Origin of the sequence: Undibacterium sp. 5I1, from assembly GCF_034314085.1 — a bacterium.
Lineage (GTDB): Bacteria > Pseudomonadota > Gammaproteobacteria > Burkholderiales > Burkholderiaceae_D > Undibacterium.
This window is the reverse complement of record NZ_JAVIWI010000001.1, coordinates 1,584,070-1,600,630: the sequence shown is the minus strand read 5'-3', so window position 1 is coordinate 1,600,630 and position 16,561 is coordinate 1,584,070. Positions and strand designations below refer to the sequence as shown.

Below are 16,561 nucleotides of genomic sequence, written 5' to 3'. Positions count from 1 at the left end.
GTAAATTATTAACAAATAACGGACAAATAACCTATGCATTACGGTGAACGTTTCAATAGTATCAGCCATACAGTCGGCGCCGCTTTGGCTGCTATAGGCGGTACTGTCTTAATCGTACTCGCAGCAAAATCTGGTGATCCTTGGAAAATAGTTAGCTTCAGTATTTATACCGCTACCTTATTGATTCTTTATCTAGCGTCCACGCTTTACCACAGCCTGCGTGGAGGAGCTAAAAATGTGTTTCAAAAATTTGATTACTGTGCAATTTACTTATTGATTGCCGGAAGCTACACGCCGTTCACTCTGGTGACCTTGCGTGGTGCTTGGGGATGGACCTTGTTTGGCGTAGTCTGGGGCTTAGCGTTGGCCGGTATTCTTCAGGAAATATGGCTGGCTAAAGGCGCGCGCATCATGTCGCTGATCATTTATGTAATGATGGGCTGGTTGGCATTGATCGGCATTAAGCCTTTATTCACTGCGCTAGGCACATATGGTTTTGCATGGCTTGCTGCAGGAGGGCTGTTTTATACTTTAGGAATTGGTTTTTATGCTACCGATCACAAGGTGAAGCATGGCCATGGCGTATGGCATCTTTTTGTTTTGGCTGGCAGTATTTGCCACTATGTTGCAGTTTTATTTTACGTTGCTTAGTGATCGTAGGTAAAAAACTGATAGATTAAATTTCTCTAGTAATCAATATGTTATCTGAAGAGCAGATGAGATAAAAAGCTAGGAGATGTATAAATAAAACGATAGTTTTAGATGGGCTTGAGCAAAGATCGGGGTTGATCTTTAGATCGATCACATTTGCTTCGCTTGTGTCATCAATGAGTCGTGTATTCGCAGTTATAATCTTAAAACCGTTCGCTGAACAGATGAGATTTCTCCTCAATCAACTCAGCGACCAAATACTCGATGTGTAATGCATTGAGTAGAAGCTAGGAGCGGTGTTGAGCGAAAGCGAAAATGCAAACGAATTTAGTCATCCAAATAGCAAAAAGCCTCGTTGAAAAATCAACGAGGCTTAAAATACTTGGTGCCCACGGAGGGACTCGAACCCCCACACCCGAAGGCACATGGACCTGAACCATGCGCGTCTACCAATTCCGCCACGTGGGCAACGAAAGACGTGATTATAGAGTATCCGCGTACTAAGTCAATAGCTTGGCCAGTTCAGGGACGTAAGATAGAGAGTAAAGTTAGGCAATTTGCTTGCGCTCCGGTAAACTAAGTACTTCCTGTAAAAGTGACAGGAACCCATTTTTAATCATACTGAAGAAAAGATTTTCAACTCTTGAATAAACATTCCTACCCCATTCCAAGCCGCGAGGAAATTCTCGGCATCCTGCGCACCTCGAGCTCGAAGCAACAGGTGGAGACGATTGCAGACCAACTAGGCGTAAAACCTGAGGAGCTTGACGGCATGGTGCGACGATTAAACGCGATGGAAAGAGATGGGCAGGTCAAGCAAGATAAGTCTGGAAACTACACGCTTGCCAATCAGGATAATTTTATTTCCGGTCGGGTTAGTAGCCATCGCGATGGTTATGGGTTTTTAACGCCAGAAGACGGTAGCGAAGATTTGTTTTTGCCAGAAAGAGAAATGCAACGCGTATTACATGGTGATCGCGTCACCGCACGTGTTGTCGGCACAGACCGGCGAGGTCGCCTGGAAGGCGGCATTATCGAAATTTTAGAGCGTGCTAATACCCATATCATTGGACGGTTGCTCAATGAGAATGGCGTGTGGATCGTTGCTCCAGAAGATAAACGATTTAGTCAGGATATTTTGCTTGCGGGTTCGCCTGGCAAAGCTAAATCGGGACAAGTTGTTAGCGTAGAACTGACCGAACAACCGACTAAATATGCACAAGCAGTTGGCCGCATTGTTGAGGTATTAGGCGACGTTGATGATCCCGGAATGGAAATCGAAATCGCCGTCAGAAAATTTGGCGTACCGCATGAGTTTTCTGAATCAGCAAAAAAAGCAGCCAGTAAATTGCCTTCCGAGATCCGCGATGCTGATTTGGTTGATCGTGTTGATTTGCGCGATATCCCGCTGGTAACCATTGATGGTGAAGACGCACGTGACTTTGATGATGCCGTCTATTGCGAAGCCATTAAAACTGGTCGATCAAAAGGCTATCGTCTGATTGTTGCGATTGCCGATGTTAGTCATTACGTCAAACCAAATGACGCACTCGATCAAGATGCATTATTACGCAGTACATCGGTTTACTTCCCGCGCCGGGTTATCCCGATGCTACCGGAAAAATTGTCGAACGGATTGTGCTCGCTTAACCCTGATGTGGATCGATTGACTTTAGTCTGCGATATGGTGATTTCTCTCGACGGGGAAGTGACAGCGTATCAATTTTATCCATCTGTTATTCATTCTTCCGCTCGCTTTACTTACACAGAAGTCGCTGCAATTTTAGGTAATACCAAAGGTCCGGAGGCAAACAAACGTCTGACCTTAGTACCGCACTTATTGGATTTATACGACTGTTTCCAGGCATTGTTAAAAGCCCGCCATCGTCGTGGTGCAATTGATTTTGAGACGACGGAAACCTATATCGTTTGCAATGCCGCCGGCAAGATAGAAAAAATTCTGCCGCGTACTCGCAATGATGCGCACAAGCTGATCGAAGAATGCATGTTGGCTGCCAATGTATGTGCTGCTAATTTGCTGGAGACATACAAGCAACCGGGAACCTATCGCATTCATGCAGGACCGACCAAAGAAAAACTGACGCAAGTCAGAAACTTCTTAAAGCAAGTCGGCCTTAATTTAACGGGTGGGGATAAACCATCCGCCTCTGATTATGCTGAACTCATGGGCAAAATCAAAGGGCGTCCAGACTCCAGTTTGCTGCAAACCATGTTGCTGCGCTCTATGCAACAAGCGGTCTACAGCCCGGATAATATCGGCCATTTTGGTTTGTCCTATGACGCTTATGCGCATTTCACCAGCCCGATCCGACGTTATCCTGATCTGTTGACGCATAGAGCGATCAAAGCCATTTTGTTAGGCAAAAAATATGAGCCAAAAGGGATAGATACCAGCTTGCTCAATACGACGGTTTCTAATGCCGCGCGCAAACAGCAAATTATTGATAAGGCTGCTGGTAAAAAGCCCAAAGCAGAGCAAGATCTGACCATTTGGGATGCTCTTGGTGTGCATTGCTCTGCAAATGAGCGCAGAGCAGATGAAGCGTCCCGCGACGTGGAAGCCTGGCTGAAATGTTATTTCATCAGGAATAAACTCGGTGAAGAATTTAGCGGCACTATTTCGGGCGTAACGCAGTTTGGTATTTTCGTGCAATTGGATGATATTTATATCGAAGGCTTGGTGCATATTACTGAACTTGGTGCTGATTATTTTCAGTTCGATGATGCACGTCACGAGTTGCGTGGTGAGCGCACGGGCAAGCGTTATCAATTAGCAGACAAAATCAAAGTGCAGGTAAGCCGGGTTGATCTCGACGCACGCAAAATTGATTTGGCAATCGTACCAGCCAGCGGTGCTGCTGCTCGCATTGCACCAGCGGCAGATGCCCGTGGTAATTCAGGCGCTACTGAGCGCGCTAAAGCAGGTAAAGCCAGCGTAGGTAAAGCTGGCGTGAAGACAAATAAGGCAAGTGCAAAAGCGCCGAATAAAACCGCAGCTAAAGCCGCTAGTCCGGCTGCGAATTCGCGTTCCGGTAAGCCTGCAACCACCGAACGCGCACCTCGCGCAGCATCTAGGAGCGGCAAAAAGAAACGGTAAAAGAAACAGTAAAAGAAATGATCAATTCCTGCATCAAAAAGCACGTAATTGAAGGTGCTTAAGTAAAACAGATATGCACACGATATGTTGGATTTGCTGCAAATGTAGTAAGTGCGACAAACATAGTAAGTTTCTGACGTAGTAAATATTCCGTGTGATCTGTGGTACATGGAATGAACGCCCCATTTAGTTGAACAAAGAAATAAATTAAAGAAGTAAATAATGAAAAATAAAATGATTTTTGGTTTCCATGCTGTGACATCTCGTATTCGTCATGAGGCGTCCTCAGTAGAAGAAATTTACGTGGATTCTTCGCGTGTTGATGGCCGTATGAAAGACCTGTTAAGTGCAGCAAAAGCAGCAGGTGTGCGTATTATTCCGGCAGATGATCAGCGTTTATCCAATATTGTCGGCACTCGCCGTCATCAAGGTGTTGTGGCAAAAGCAGGTGAGTTATCTTTAGCACGCAATTTGGATGAATTATTGGATGCAATTGAAGGCCCACCCTTATTGCTCATCTTGGATGGCATCACCGATCCGCATAATCTGGGCGCATGTTTACGGGTGGCTGATGGTGCCGGTGCACACGCAGTCATTGCGCCAAAAGACCGGGCTGTTGGTTTAAACGCGACTGCAGCCAAAGTCGCCAGCGGCGCGGCAGAGACGGTGCCGTACATCACAGTAACGAATCTGGCGCGTACTTTGCGTGAATTAAAAGAACGCGACATCATGTTGGTTGGTACTTCTGATGAAGTGGATAAGACGATTTACGACGTTGATTTTAAGGGCGGTATTGCGATCGTTATGGGGTCGGAAGGCGAGGGCATGCGCCGCTTGACTAGAGAAACCTGCGATGCATTGGTTAGTATTCCAATGTTTGGTTCGGTTGAAAGTTTAAATGTCTCAGTTGCCTCTGGCTTGTGTCTATACGAAGCTCGTAGACAGCGTTTGCCGGGTGTCCGATAATATTCTTGTCTCTATATCGACATTTCTTTAGCGGTGCTCTGATCTCTTCATCTTAGCGCGGACTCCTCAGGAGTTCGTTTAGTGTCGGCAGGAATTTTCTGGACGCGCTAAGATGCATCTCCCTTTTGGTTTCTGCCATTCTCATTCTTTTATTTTTTACAGATCACATCATGTTTAGCCGCTTGCGCGAAGATATCGCCAACATCATCCAACGAGATCCTGCTGCCCGCAATACTTGGGAGGTCGTGACTTGTTATCCAGGCTTTCATGCAATCTTGATGCATGGTTGGGCAAAGTGGTGCTGGACTCGTGGTTTGAAGTGGCTGGGGCGTTTTATTGCCCATTTGGCGCGCATCGTGACTGGCATAGAAATCCATCCGGGCGCAACCATAGGACGCAGAGTTTTTATCGATCATGGTTTTGGTGTTGTGATTGGTGAGACCGCGGAGATCGGTGACGACTGCACGATCTATCAGGGAGTGACTTTAGGTGGGACCTCACTCTCTAAAGGCGCTAAGCGGCATCCGACTTTAGAACCAGGTGTGATTGTCGGTGCCGGTGCTAAAGTGCTAGGTGGTTTTACGATTGGTGCAGGTGCCAAAATTGGTTCTAATTCTGTCGTGGTTAAACCCGTGCCAGCTGGCGCAACTGCCGTCGGTAATCCGGCTCATATCGTAAAAAAAGAATCCGCGTCCGATGCTGGTACAGGCAATTTGTTTAGTGCCTATGGTGTAACGTCGAACGGTGATGATCCGATTTCTAAAGTGCTACATAAGTTGATCGACCATGCCGCCGCACAGCAAGAGCAAATAGAAAAATTAACCATCGCACTTGCCAGTGCAGGCATCGCCTGCGAGCAACAAGCGGCCACCGATAAGCTCAATCCAGAACAAATTAATAGTTTGGTTGATTGATCTGAGGCGATTATTCTATTTTTATAGGACTTACGCAAAATCGATAATGTACTTTTTCTTTTCTTACAGAGCTAAAATAACTTAGTCGGCCAGACCCTGGAAATATCAATCAAAAATGGCATTGAATTACATGTCGGATTGATATACTCCCCCTTAAATTCGTCAAAATAGCCATATTGACCAGGTTATTATTGGACGTTTAAATATACTGTATAGGAGTATATTTAAGATGAGAGTATTCAGCTCGCTTTAGATGGAGTGCCAATGCGTGTTCCATCAAACTGATAACTGACGAATTCTCCATTGTCGTAGAGCGCAAGCCAGCCACCACGAGCTAGCTCCGTTATGCCTACATCGCAATCCCAATCAGGTAAGACATAGCGTGTAGTTTGTCCGTGCTGGTGTATTGCAGGCCTGTGTGTGTGGCCATGAATCATGATCTTCGCGCCGGTCTCTGAGAAAAGCTTTTCTATCGCTGCTTGATTGACATCCATGATCGCAAGGCTTTTGCCTTTTTGTTCCATCTTGCTGTCTTTACGCATACCTTCAATAATAGCTTTGCGCTGTGTCAGTGGCATGTTGAGAAACTGTGTTTGCCACGCCGTTTGACGTACTTGATTGCGAAACGCTATATAAGCAACATCGTCAGTACATTGCGCGTCACCGTGGGCAATCACTATTTGCTTACCAGCCAGCGTAATCACGCTTGGGTCAGGTAGTAATTGAGCGCCGGTTGCCTCTGCAAATAGATCGCCAATTAAAAAATCCCGATTGCCAGCGATCCAGAAGATCTCTGTTCCGGTATCGTTCACTGCGCGTAGAGCGTCGACTATTTTTTGATTATAGTCATCGACAATATCGTCATCGCCTGCCCAATATTCAAACAAATCACCCAACAAAAATAATTGTTTTGCTTGAGGTGCCTGCGTTTTTAAAAACGCAAAAAAAGCCTGGCTAGTTTTTGGGAGTGATGCGCGTAAATGCACATCAGAAGCAAAAAGCGCAACCAAAGTTGGCTGCGCTTTTGAGTGGTTATGTGGAGCGATCACTATCGACTAATTTCTTTTCGTTTAATGATTTAAACGATTTCTGCTTTTTCAATCAAAACATTTTCTACCGGCACATCTTGGAACATGCCGGTACGGGTTGTTTTAACCGATTTGATTTTATCTACAATATCCTTACCTTCTGTCACTGTGCCAAAGACACAATAGCCCCAGCCATCTTGTCCAGGATAATCCAGAAAACTGTTATTGCCAGTATTAATGAAGAACTGCGCAGAAGCAGAATGAGGGTCCCCAGTACGCGCCATTGCGATGGTGTAGTGTTGGTTTTTCAAACCATTTTTTGCTTCATTTTCAATCGGAGCATTAGTCGGTTTTTGCTTCATGCCTGGCTCAAAGCCACCGCCTTGGATCATAAAGCCGTCGATAACGCGGTGAAAAATCGTGCCGCTGTAGTGGCCGGACTCGACATAGGCGATAAAGTTAGCGACTGTTTTAGGCGCTTTTTCGGCATCGAGTTCGATTGTGATATTGCCATGATTGGTGGTCAGAATAACGGCCATGATAGTCCTTGATAAGTAAAGATGAAGAGGTTTTATTAGGTAGATACTTGATTGTATATTATTTGATTAGCTTGGCAGATTCTATAATGATGGGACGATTGGGGACGTTTTCCATCATGCCTGAACTACTGGTTTCGACTGCTTTGATTTTATTCACTACGTCCATGCCGCTAATAACTTTGCCAAAAACAGCATAACCAGCGGTGGCTAACAAGGCCTCTGCACGTGGCGCTTTGGTCAGATTGCCTCTGCGACTAAATTCTACAGGATCACCTTCTGGTAATACCTGATGATTTAAAAATTCGTTATCGTTGACGTTAATAAAAAATTGGGCTGTCGCCGAATTAGGATCATTGGTGCGTGCCATAGCAACGGTGCCTACATCATTTTTCCAGCCAGCCTCTAAGGACTGACGTGCCTCTAACGCGATAGGCTTATTGGTTGATTTTTCTTTCATGTTTTTATCAAAACCGCCACCTTGGATCATGAAGTTATCAATCACACGATGAAAAATCGTACCGTTGTAATGGCCTGCTTTGACATAACGGATAAAATTTTCTACCGTTTTGGGCGCCGCTTCAGGATGTAATTCCAACACAATTTCACCCAAATTCGTTTTCAATGCCACTTTGGGAAAGTCTTGCGCGACGGCGAATGTGGTATTTAAAGCCAGAACGGATCCAGCCAATAAAGATAATAAAGAGAGGGCGCGACGGCGGTTGTATGACATAGTTTTCCTTGGCTGGTTAAACTTGCGCTTCATAGATAATTCTCCACTTGGCAGCTTCTTTGATCCAATACTGACGTTTACGTACGCTACTTTTACTTTTACCTGCAATCGTTTCCTGAGTAAAGGTACTGACGATTAACTCATCTTTGCCTGGGTAGCGGAATTGCGTTATCTCTTTCAGCTTGACAGACAAATGCTGTAAGCCCTCAATCGCTTGTTGCTGTTTTGGAAACCAGGCGTTGAGATTGTCGCCCTGCATGGTCTTAAAATTTCTTGAATAATTATTCAGCAGACGATTCGGATTTTGACTTTCTAAATCCGAACGCCAGTCTTCTAACATTTTACTGGCAGATTGTTTCTCTACATTCCATTTTGCTGCTGTCAAAAATTCTAATTGCTCGCTGATGATCACAGGCGTTTTGCCGATGTCGATCATGGCAGCGATTTTTAAAAAATCAGGATTAGTTAAAACAACGCAGCCATCAGATGCCATAGGCGGTCGACTAAAATTTTCTGATGGAACACCGTGCAGCCAAATGCCTGATCCGCTGCGGCCATTGATTTTATCCCATTCGTTTGGATAGTTAATTGGTAGCGCGCCAGGGCCATAAAAGTCAGGGAGTTTAGAGCCCGACAGATGACTCGTAATGTAATAGACACCTATCGGCGTTTTTTGATCGCCTTCTTTTGATTTATTGATGCCAAACTTGCCTTGGCTGACATAAAAATCGGTGAGGAATTTAAGTTGACCGTGTTCGTTTTCATATAAGTACAGGCGTGATTTTTTTGCGTCAACTAGTAATACTTGTTTTTGATCTTCTCTGAGTTGCAGAATATTTCGTGGCATTAGACTAGGATCTGGTTTTTCACGAATTGCTTTTATTCGGACAATCGCTTCGTCACGCAGATCTTTGAGTTTTTCTGCCGATCCGTTTGAGCTGCCACCAAAGCTATTCACCGAGCGGGTATGCATCAAGAGTAAATCGCCGCGTATCAAATGCCCTAATTGGAAATTTGGATAGGCTTCTATCAGATCATCCGCTTTTAACTGCGCCTCTTGCAAGTGATTCGCGGCAAGACTTTTATACACTTCAATTAATAAAATATCTGGATCAGGCAGGTGCTGAGTGGCATCGGCAGACGCTGTTTTCTCAGCGCGTGACTTAGCATGAAGTAATGATGGCACTGTGAAAAGTGACATCGTTATCAACAATAAAAAACTCAAACAAAAGTATTGTCTAACTTTGAGCAGACGAGAATAAAAAAACACAGCAGAGCGATACATCAGCTACCCGCACGCTCCTGCTTGATGAGCCATTTCCCATCCTGTTTTACCAGCGCTAAGGTTTTGCGACTATTGGCTGTCAGTTGGTCAGAGCTATAAATTTGACGGAATTTTACGGTCGCATTGTTACCATCAATACTGACTTTAGCTGATTCAATCTTGACGTTAATATGACCTTTGCCCTCAATCCTGGCGCGACGTTCTTCGGCCCAAGCTTTGCGGGTTTCACCTTTGGGAGTATCGAAGTCTTTGGCGTAATGGGCAAGATATGCACTGGTATCTTTACTACTCCATGCTTTTGCCCAGCTTTCTACTACTTTCAAAGCGTCATCCTGATCATTATTTGTTGCGGTGACAACCGGTTTTGCTTCTACTTTTGGATCGGTTTTTGGAACCGCTTTAGTCTCAACTTTTGCTGTTTTAACCGGGTCTGGTTCTGCTTTAGCCGGCGCGACTTTAGTTGGATTTGCTGCAGCGACGGCAGACGTGCTGCTTGCTGCTTTAGGATTGGTGCCGCCTGTCGTATTGCCAATCAGATTTTTGACCAGCGTCAGTTTTAGTTTCGCACCGCTGTTTGCAGAATCAAGTTGCAAGGCTTTATCGTAAGATTGACTTGCTAATTTCGCGTAGACATCACCTAAATTCTCATGCGCTGTGCCATAAGTAGGATTGGTCCGAATCGCCATTTCTAACGATGCTCTGGCTTTATCGTATTGTCCTGTGGAGGCATACAATACTGCCAGATTATTATAAGGTTCTGGCAACTCAGGGTAATCGTCGGTCAACTTGGAAAATACCGCAATCGCTTCTGATGATTTATTTTGATCAGTCAGAATCAAACCTTTAAGAAAGCGTAATTGAGCGTCTTTAGGGCGTTGGACTAATAATGCGTCCAGTTTTGCAGAGGCCTCTACCGTTTGTCCAGCACGAAACATTTTAGAAATATCCGATGCGTCATCCGCAAAAGATGGCGATGACATCAGCGCCAAAGACAGGCTTGATAACGCAAAAACACTTTTAAAGATGTGGCGCATAGTAAATGGACTTGGTTTCATTAGTGAACAGAGGAACATCGCTTCGGCAATGTTATACTGAGTATAAAGCGACATCTTAACAAAGATGCGCACAAAATGGGTTTTTGACACGCTTTAGCTTTAACAAGTAAACATGCCGACAACGGAGTTTATTTGCTTAATGCCATTGCGCGCAATCATCTTGCAAAACAATTTACACGCAGCTCATGACTAAACAAAAAATATACAACACCCTGACTCGCGAAAAGCAAATCTTCGTCCCGATTGAACCTGGCAAAATTCGTATGTATGTATGCGGTATGACGGTTTATGACTATTGTCATTTAGGGCATGCGCGCGTGATGGTCGTATTTGATATGGTGCAGCGCTGGTTGAGAAATTCTGGTTTTGATGTGACCTATGTACGCAATATCACAGATATCGACGACAAAATCATCAAACGCGCAGTTGAGAACGGTGAAACAATTTCACAACTGACCGGTCGTTTTATCAATTATATGAATGAGGATGCTGAGGCCTTAGGTGTGCAGGCACCTGATTATGCGCCGCGGGCAACGCAATATATTCCACAAATGCTTAATTTGATTGGCAAGTTGGAAGCAAATGGTTTGGCGTATAAAGCAACTGATGGCGATGTTAATTATTCTGTTCGTGACTTTGCTGGGTATGGCAAGTTATCGGGTAAGTCATTAGACGATCTGCGCGCTGGTGAGAGAATCGATATTAATACCGGTAAACGTGACCCTTTGGATTTCGTGCTTTGGAAGTCCGCTAAAGAAACCGAACCTGAAGAAGTGAAATGGCAATCGCCATGGGGAACGGGACGACCGGGCTGGCATATTGAATGCTCAGCAATGGCAGGCGATTTATTGGGTGAGCAATTTGATATCCATGGTGGCGGGCAAGATTTGCAGTTCCCTCATCATGAAAACGAAATTGCCCAGTCTGAGGGCGCTCATCAGCATACTTTCGTTAATTATTGGATGCATAACGGGTTTGTGCGTTTGGACAACGAAAAAATGTCTAAATCGTTGGGCAACTTTTTTACGATCCGTGATGTTCTAAAAAAATATGACCCGGAAGTGGTTCGTTTCTTCATATTAAGAGCGCATTATCGTAGCCCACTAAATTATTCTGATGCGCATTTGGATGATGCAAAATCAGCTTTGACTCGTTTGTACAATGCTTTAAAAGAAATACCAGGTGACGCATTACCTCTGGATCTGAGTGATGCCTACGCCGAACGTTTTGCTGACGCAATGTTGGATGATTTCAATACGCCAATTGCAATCTCTGTCTTGTTTGACTTGGCAAATGACCTGAATAAAACGAAATCCCCTATACTTGCGCGACAATTAAAAGCCTTAGCTGGAACTATAGGCTTGCTACAACGCTCGCCAAGCGAGTATTTGCATGCATCTCCCCAAATTTTGAATGACAACGATATGACCCAGATCCAGTCAAGGATTGATGCGCGTACTGCGGCTAAAATAGCAAAGAATTTTGCTGAATCCGACCGGCTTCGTAACGAACTTTTAGCTGAGGGCATTATTCTTGAGGACAAAGCTGGTGGTTTGACCGAATGGCGCAGGGCATGAGTGTTATCGAAAAAATAGGTCTTTCATCTAAAGATATGCCGCAAGTACCAGCATATTGGGAGAGTGCAAAAGTTGAGTTGATGAAGCGCGATAGAATTATGCGCAAATTGATCCCTCAATTTGGCGATTTGTATCTAATTGGTCGCGATGACCCTTTTACAACCCTCACTCGCTCTATTTTAGCTCAGCAAATTTCGGTAAAATCCGCAGATGCTTTATGGCAACGCTTTCTCGAACTTTGCCCAAAATGTACATATGTACAAGTGTTGAAAGTCGGGAGCGATAAATTGCTTGCCTGCGGCTTGTCCAAACGCAAAACAGAATATATTCTTGACCTTGCTGAGCATTTTAAAGAGAAAAGACTGCACGTCGATAAATGGGCGGAGATGGCCGACGAAGACGTCATTTCAGAGTTAATACAAATTCGGGGCATAGGACGCTGGACAGCAGAGATGTTTTTGATATTTAATCTGCTCCGTCCGAATATTTTGCCTTTGGATGATCCCGGATTACTTAAAGGCATTAGTACTAACTATTTTTCCGGTGAGCCCGTTTCTCGCAGTGATGCAAGAGAGGTGGCTGCAAACTGGGGCACTTGGTGCACGGTTGCAACTTGGTATTTATGGCGCAGCCTTGATCCGGTAGCAGAATAATATTTTAAAGTTAAGAAACAGCGGCTTGGTTTTGACTAATGTTGAGATCAATGTTGTCAATTGGGAGTCACAATGACTAAAACGACATTTCTGGGGTTTGAGCAATCTATTGCAGAGCTCGAAACAAAAATTGAAGAATTGCGCTTTGTGCAAGATGATTCTGCAGTAGATATTTCTGAAGAGATCGACCGGCTCTCTAAAAAGAGCCAGATGTTGACCAAAGATATTTATGCAAAACTCACTCCTTGGCAAGTTTCACAAATTTCTCGTCATCCGCAACGTCCTTATACGATGGACTATGTGAATCAAATATTCACGGATTTCCATGAGTTACACGGCGACCGTAGTTTTGCAGATGATCAGGCAATTGTTGGTGGATTGGCTCGTTTTAACGGACAGTCTTGCATGGTAATCGGGCATCAAAAAGGACGCGACACAAAAGAACGCGCAATGCGTAACTTCGGTATGCCGAAGCCAGAGGGCTACAGAAAAGCCATGCGTCTGATGAAGCTGGCTGAGAAATTTAATATTCCCGTATTTACTTTTATCGATACCACGGGTGCCTGGCCTGGGATTGACGCTGAAGAACGCGGACAGTCTGAGGCTATTGGCCACAATTTGTATGTGATGGCAGAGTTAAAAGTGCCACTGATCGCAACTATTATCGGCGAGGGTGGTTCTGGTGGCGCGTTGGCATTGGCGGTTGGCGATGCAGTATTGATGCTGCAATATGCAACTTATTCAGTGATTTCGCCTGAGGGCTGTGCTTCTATTTTATGGAAAACTTCTGACCGTGCTGCGGATGCGGCTGAGGCATTAGGTCTTACAGCGCATCGATTAAAAGCGATGGGTTTGATCGATAAAATTATCAATGAGCCTTTAGGCGGCGCGCATCGCGACCCTAAGCAAATGTGTGCTTTCGTAAAGCGTGCATTAGCAGATACTTTGCGTCAATTTCAAGGTGTTAAAACCAAAGATTTATTGGCAGCACGTCATGAAAAATTGATGAGCTATGGTAAGTTCAAGGAAACTAAACTGTCAGAATGACGGCGACCAAAAATGAGCGTACGTTGGCTTATCATTTTGAACGCACGCTTAACGAGATACTTTCTAAAAATGCGTTGTCTTTGCCGGAACAAGGCTTGGCTGTCGCTTATAGCGGCGGTTTAGATTCTTCAGTCTTACTCGCTTTGGCAAATCAGTTTTGCCAGAAGCATAAAATCCCACTTTTTGCATTTCATGTACACCATGGTTTAAGCATTAACGCCGATGCTTGGCTCAGACATTGCGCATCGGTTTGTGCTTTGTCAGGTGTTACTTTTGCTGGCGTCAAAGTCATAGTGGATCGGCAAAGCAAGGATGGTATCGAATCCTCTGCACGTGAGGCACGCTATAAAGCGCTAGGTGCTTTATGCCAAGAACGACAACTACCTATTATCCTGACGGCGCATCATCAAGACGATCAGGCCGAAACTGTATTGCTACAGTTATTACGTGGCTCTGGTGTTGCTGGGCTATCCGGGATGGATTTATCTAATAAAGCACCTAAATTGTTAGGGTCTGATACCGTCATGTTGGCCAGGCCCTTGCTTAGAGTGACGCGACAAAGCTTGTTAGACTATTCCGAGGAAGCAACGATTGCTTATGTCGACGACGAATCTAATGCAGATCAGCGTTATGCCCGAAATGCCTTACGACATCAGGTGATGCCCGTCTTATCGGTGATTTCGCCAGGCTACACTGAACGCTTGGCAAGAAGTGCCTCCCACGCCCAGTCAACAAACCGATTACTGACGGAATTAGCGCGGCAAGATAGAAGTGTCTGCGAAATAGATGGCGCATTGGATATTAATTTGTTGCGCAATTACAGCGCTGACCGCATCGATAATTTATTGCGATTTTGGCTGGGAGAGCAGGGCGTGCGCATGCCAACCACCGCCAGGCTAACAGAAATGCGACATCAGCTTTTTGATGGGCGAGACGACGCAAAAATTAGTGTCTTTCACGATACGTTGGGGATTCATCGATACAAGAATAAGATTTACGCTTCCCCGAAAGATGTTGTAAAAGGCAGTGAGATAACTCCAATACAATTTAGTTGGAATGGCGAGCCCAGCATCCCATTTCTCAGTTACGGTGGAACCTTATATTTTGAAGAGTGTTCTACGGGAGTTGATCTGACTTGGTTAAAGCAACAAGTTTTGACTATACATCCTCGCCAAGGTGGTGAGCGCTTGAAGTTGGCATTTAATCGGCCAACCAGAGATATCAAAAGTCATTACCAAACCTTGAAAATCCCATTTTGGCAACGAGAACGTTTGCCATTTATATCTGCTGGAAGCAAACTCTTGTTTGCTGCTGGTGTCGGCATGGAGTCCGCATTTTTCACAGACGATGCAAACGTAAAAATCTGTATCAAGTGGGAATCTGATGCTAATTAACCGAGCACGTAAAAGAATCAAAGTTTAAGAGTGAGGTACCAAAATATACGCGGTGTTTATTCTGGTTTATGCTGTCGTCGATGCGTAAATTTAGATGATTATATTTATACTCCCGGTATGTATATTAGGTCGTCCATATAATCATTGAGGTAGCAGCCATTTTTTGGAATTATGATGGGGAGTATAGTTAGTTTTCCTTAGATTTAATGCGAGAAAGTTATCTAAATTTTCCTGATCTCATCTAATTGATTTAAAAAAAATTACGTAGTTTTAAATACTATTGCTATCAATTAGATAATATTAATAAAAATAATGACGAGTATGAAATGACAAATATCAAGCGACAAATTGTTTTAGATACGGAAACAACAGGACTCAACGCCAGAACTGGCGACAGAGTGATTGAGATTGGTTGCGTAGAATTAGTTAACCGCAAGCTAACTGGCAATAATTTTCATCGCTACATTAATCCTGAACGTGACTCGGAAGAGGGCGCGTTAGCCGTTCATGGATTGACAACAGAGTTCTTAAGCGACAAGCCTAAATTTGCAGAAATTGTCCAAGAGTTTTGCGCTTATATTAAAGATGCAGAAGTTGTTATCCATAATGCACCGTTTGACGTCGGTTTTCTTAATGCCGAGTTTCTCCGCCTTAATTTGCCTGTCTTTACCGACTATGTAGAGCAAGTTACTGACACATTAGTGCAGGCAAAGGAGTTGCATCCAGGAAAGCGTAACTCTCTCGATGCCCTCTGTACTCGCTATGACGTTTCTAATTCGCACCGAAAACTCCACGGAGCATTATTAGATGCCGAGTTATTGGCGGATGTGTTCCTGGCGATGTCTCGTGGGCAAAATAGTTTTGCTATAGAGACTGAAGTGGAAGAAAAAGTGTCTGTGGTAGAGGAGATACTTCCAGACATTCCGCTGCAAGGCGTTATTGTTGTTTGCGCCTCTGATGATGAGCTTGCTGCACATGAGACCTTGTTGGTCGGTTTAGGTAAAGAAGTGCGTGGCCAAAGTATTTGGCATTCAAATAGTCAAACAGCAGAATAAATCTCTGCATTGACTGCAATTTTTAATTGCACATGATTATATTTTCAACTTTTGTCAGTAGTTCATCCCTCCACAATTCCAAATCCATACAAATTAATAATAAAAAATCATTGATTTGTATGGTTTTCGGCATGTTTTGTTGCAAGCAAGCGATTTCTTCCAAAATATTTTTCAATTTTTTACTAAAGTTTTGGATTTTTGCGTCGTTAAACAAACATAGATAAATAAAAAAATATTTTTAATAAACCCTAAAGTTATTGATTTCGGTGCCGTTAATAGTATTGAAGATAGAGCAAAGTATATTAATTTTTTACCTAAGTTCTTGATTTAATTGAACAAACTATCTTTTCTAAAAATAATAAAAATCAAAAATTCTTTTCGAATTCTTTCTAAAAGAAATCAAATATAGCTTGTAGGAAAAACTCCTACGAGTTTTTTCTGTTTTTACTCATCTTAAATACCTCTTCCTGCCTATACTCCGGTATTTTTCTTGCATCCACAATGTATCTCACTGGCAACGAACTCTGTGCCGGGTTAAACAAGATGGAG

The 16,561-nt window shown here is 43.9% G+C and carries 14 protein-coding genes and 1 tRNA gene; 9 read left to right on the top strand and 6 right to left on the bottom strand.

The window, feature by feature from the left end; translation table 11 throughout:
- Positions 1–33 precede the first annotated feature (33 nt).
- Positions 34–651 (top strand): PAQR family membrane homeostasis protein TrhA, encoded by a 618-nt coding sequence (gene trhA, locus RGU72_RS07160; protein ID WP_322119074.1) that lies wholly within the window; start codon positions 34–36, stop codon positions 649–651.
- A 383-nt stretch (positions 652–1,034) separates the two neighbouring features.
- Here trhA and RGU72_RS07155 read toward each other — a convergent pair.
- A tRNA-Leu gene (locus RGU72_RS07155) sits at positions 1,035–1,119 on the bottom strand.
- Between the two features lie 175 nt (positions 1,120–1,294).
- Here RGU72_RS07155 and rnr point away from each other — a divergent pair.
- From rnr to cysE, 3 genes are all read left to right on the top strand, one after another.
- Positions 1,295–3,769, top strand: coding sequence for a ribonuclease R (gene rnr / locus RGU72_RS07150; RefSeq protein ID WP_322119073.1), 2,475 nt, complete (start codon positions 1,295–1,297; stop codon positions 3,767–3,769).
- A gap of 222 nt (positions 3,770–3,991) precedes the next feature.
- Positions 3,992–4,735, top strand: a complete 744-nt coding sequence (gene rlmB / locus RGU72_RS07145; RefSeq protein WP_322119072.1) for a 23S rRNA (guanosine(2251)-2'-O)-methyltransferase RlmB — start codon at positions 3,992–3,994, stop codon at positions 4,733–4,735.
- 170 nt (positions 4,736–4,905) lie between these two features.
- Positions 4,906–5,649: a serine O-acetyltransferase gene (cysE, locus tag RGU72_RS07140; protein ID WP_323493725.1), complete on the top strand. Its 744-nt coding sequence runs from the start codon at positions 4,906–4,908 to the stop codon at positions 5,647–5,649.
- A 239-nt stretch (positions 5,650–5,888) separates the two neighbouring features.
- Here cysE and RGU72_RS07135 read toward each other — a convergent pair whose 3' ends face one another.
- The 5 genes from RGU72_RS07135 to RGU72_RS07115 form a co-directional block, all read right to left on the bottom strand.
- On the bottom strand, positions 5,889–6,698 hold the full coding sequence (locus tag RGU72_RS07135) for a UDP-2,3-diacylglucosamine diphosphatase (RefSeq protein WP_322119071.1): 810 nt from the start codon (positions 6,696–6,698) through the stop codon (positions 5,889–5,891).
- Positions 6,699–6,727: 29 nt separating this feature from the next.
- Positions 6,728–7,216 (bottom strand): peptidylprolyl isomerase, encoded by a 489-nt coding sequence (locus RGU72_RS07130; protein ID WP_322119070.1) that lies wholly within the window; start codon positions 7,214–7,216, stop codon positions 6,728–6,730.
- Between the two features lie 58 nt (positions 7,217–7,274).
- Entirely contained in the window at positions 7,275–7,946 is a 672-nt protein-coding gene (locus tag RGU72_RS07125; protein WP_322119069.1) for a peptidylprolyl isomerase, read from the bottom strand.
- A 16-nt stretch (positions 7,947–7,962) separates the two neighbouring features.
- Positions 7,963–9,147 (bottom strand): L,D-transpeptidase family protein, encoded by a 1,185-nt coding sequence (locus RGU72_RS07120; protein ID WP_322119068.1) that lies wholly within the window; start codon positions 9,145–9,147, stop codon positions 7,963–7,965.
- Between the two features lie 83 nt (positions 9,148–9,230).
- Positions 9,231–10,265, bottom strand: coding sequence for a tetratricopeptide repeat protein (locus tag RGU72_RS07115; protein ID WP_322119067.1), 1,035 nt, complete (start codon positions 10,263–10,265; stop codon positions 9,231–9,233).
- Between the two features lie 206 nt (positions 10,266–10,471).
- Here RGU72_RS07115 and cysS point away from each other — a divergent pair, with 206 nt between their 5' ends.
- The 5 genes from cysS (at position 10,472) to dnaQ (ending at position 16,012) form a co-directional block, all read left to right on the top strand.
- The gene (gene cysS, locus RGU72_RS07110; RefSeq protein ID WP_322119066.1) at positions 10,472–11,863 is read left to right on the top strand and encodes a cysteine--tRNA ligase; all 1,392 of its coding nucleotides are present in this window, start codon (positions 10,472–10,474) and stop codon (positions 11,861–11,863) included.
- On the top strand, positions 11,860–12,516 hold the full coding sequence (locus RGU72_RS07105) for a DNA-3-methyladenine glycosylase 2 family protein (RefSeq protein ID WP_322119065.1): 657 nt from the start codon (positions 11,860–11,862) through the stop codon (positions 12,514–12,516). Before cysS ends, RGU72_RS07105 begins: the two co-directional genes overlap by 4 nt.
- Before the next feature lie 72 nt (positions 12,517–12,588).
- Positions 12,589–13,563: an acetyl-CoA carboxylase carboxyltransferase subunit alpha gene (locus RGU72_RS07100; protein WP_322119064.1), complete on the top strand. Its 975-nt coding sequence runs from the start codon at positions 12,589–12,591 to the stop codon at positions 13,561–13,563.
- Complete coding sequence (gene tilS, locus RGU72_RS07095; protein WP_322119063.1) at positions 13,560–14,957, top strand: tRNA lysidine(34) synthetase TilS; 1,398 nt, start codon at positions 13,560–13,562, stop codon at positions 14,955–14,957. The genes RGU72_RS07100 and tilS overlap by 4 nt, the downstream gene beginning before the upstream one ends.
- A 326-nt stretch (positions 14,958–15,283) precedes the next feature.
- Positions 15,284–16,012, top strand: a complete 729-nt coding sequence (gene dnaQ, locus RGU72_RS07090; RefSeq protein WP_322119062.1) for a DNA polymerase III subunit epsilon — start codon at positions 15,284–15,286, stop codon at positions 16,010–16,012.
- Positions 16,013–16,561 lie beyond the last annotated feature (549 nt).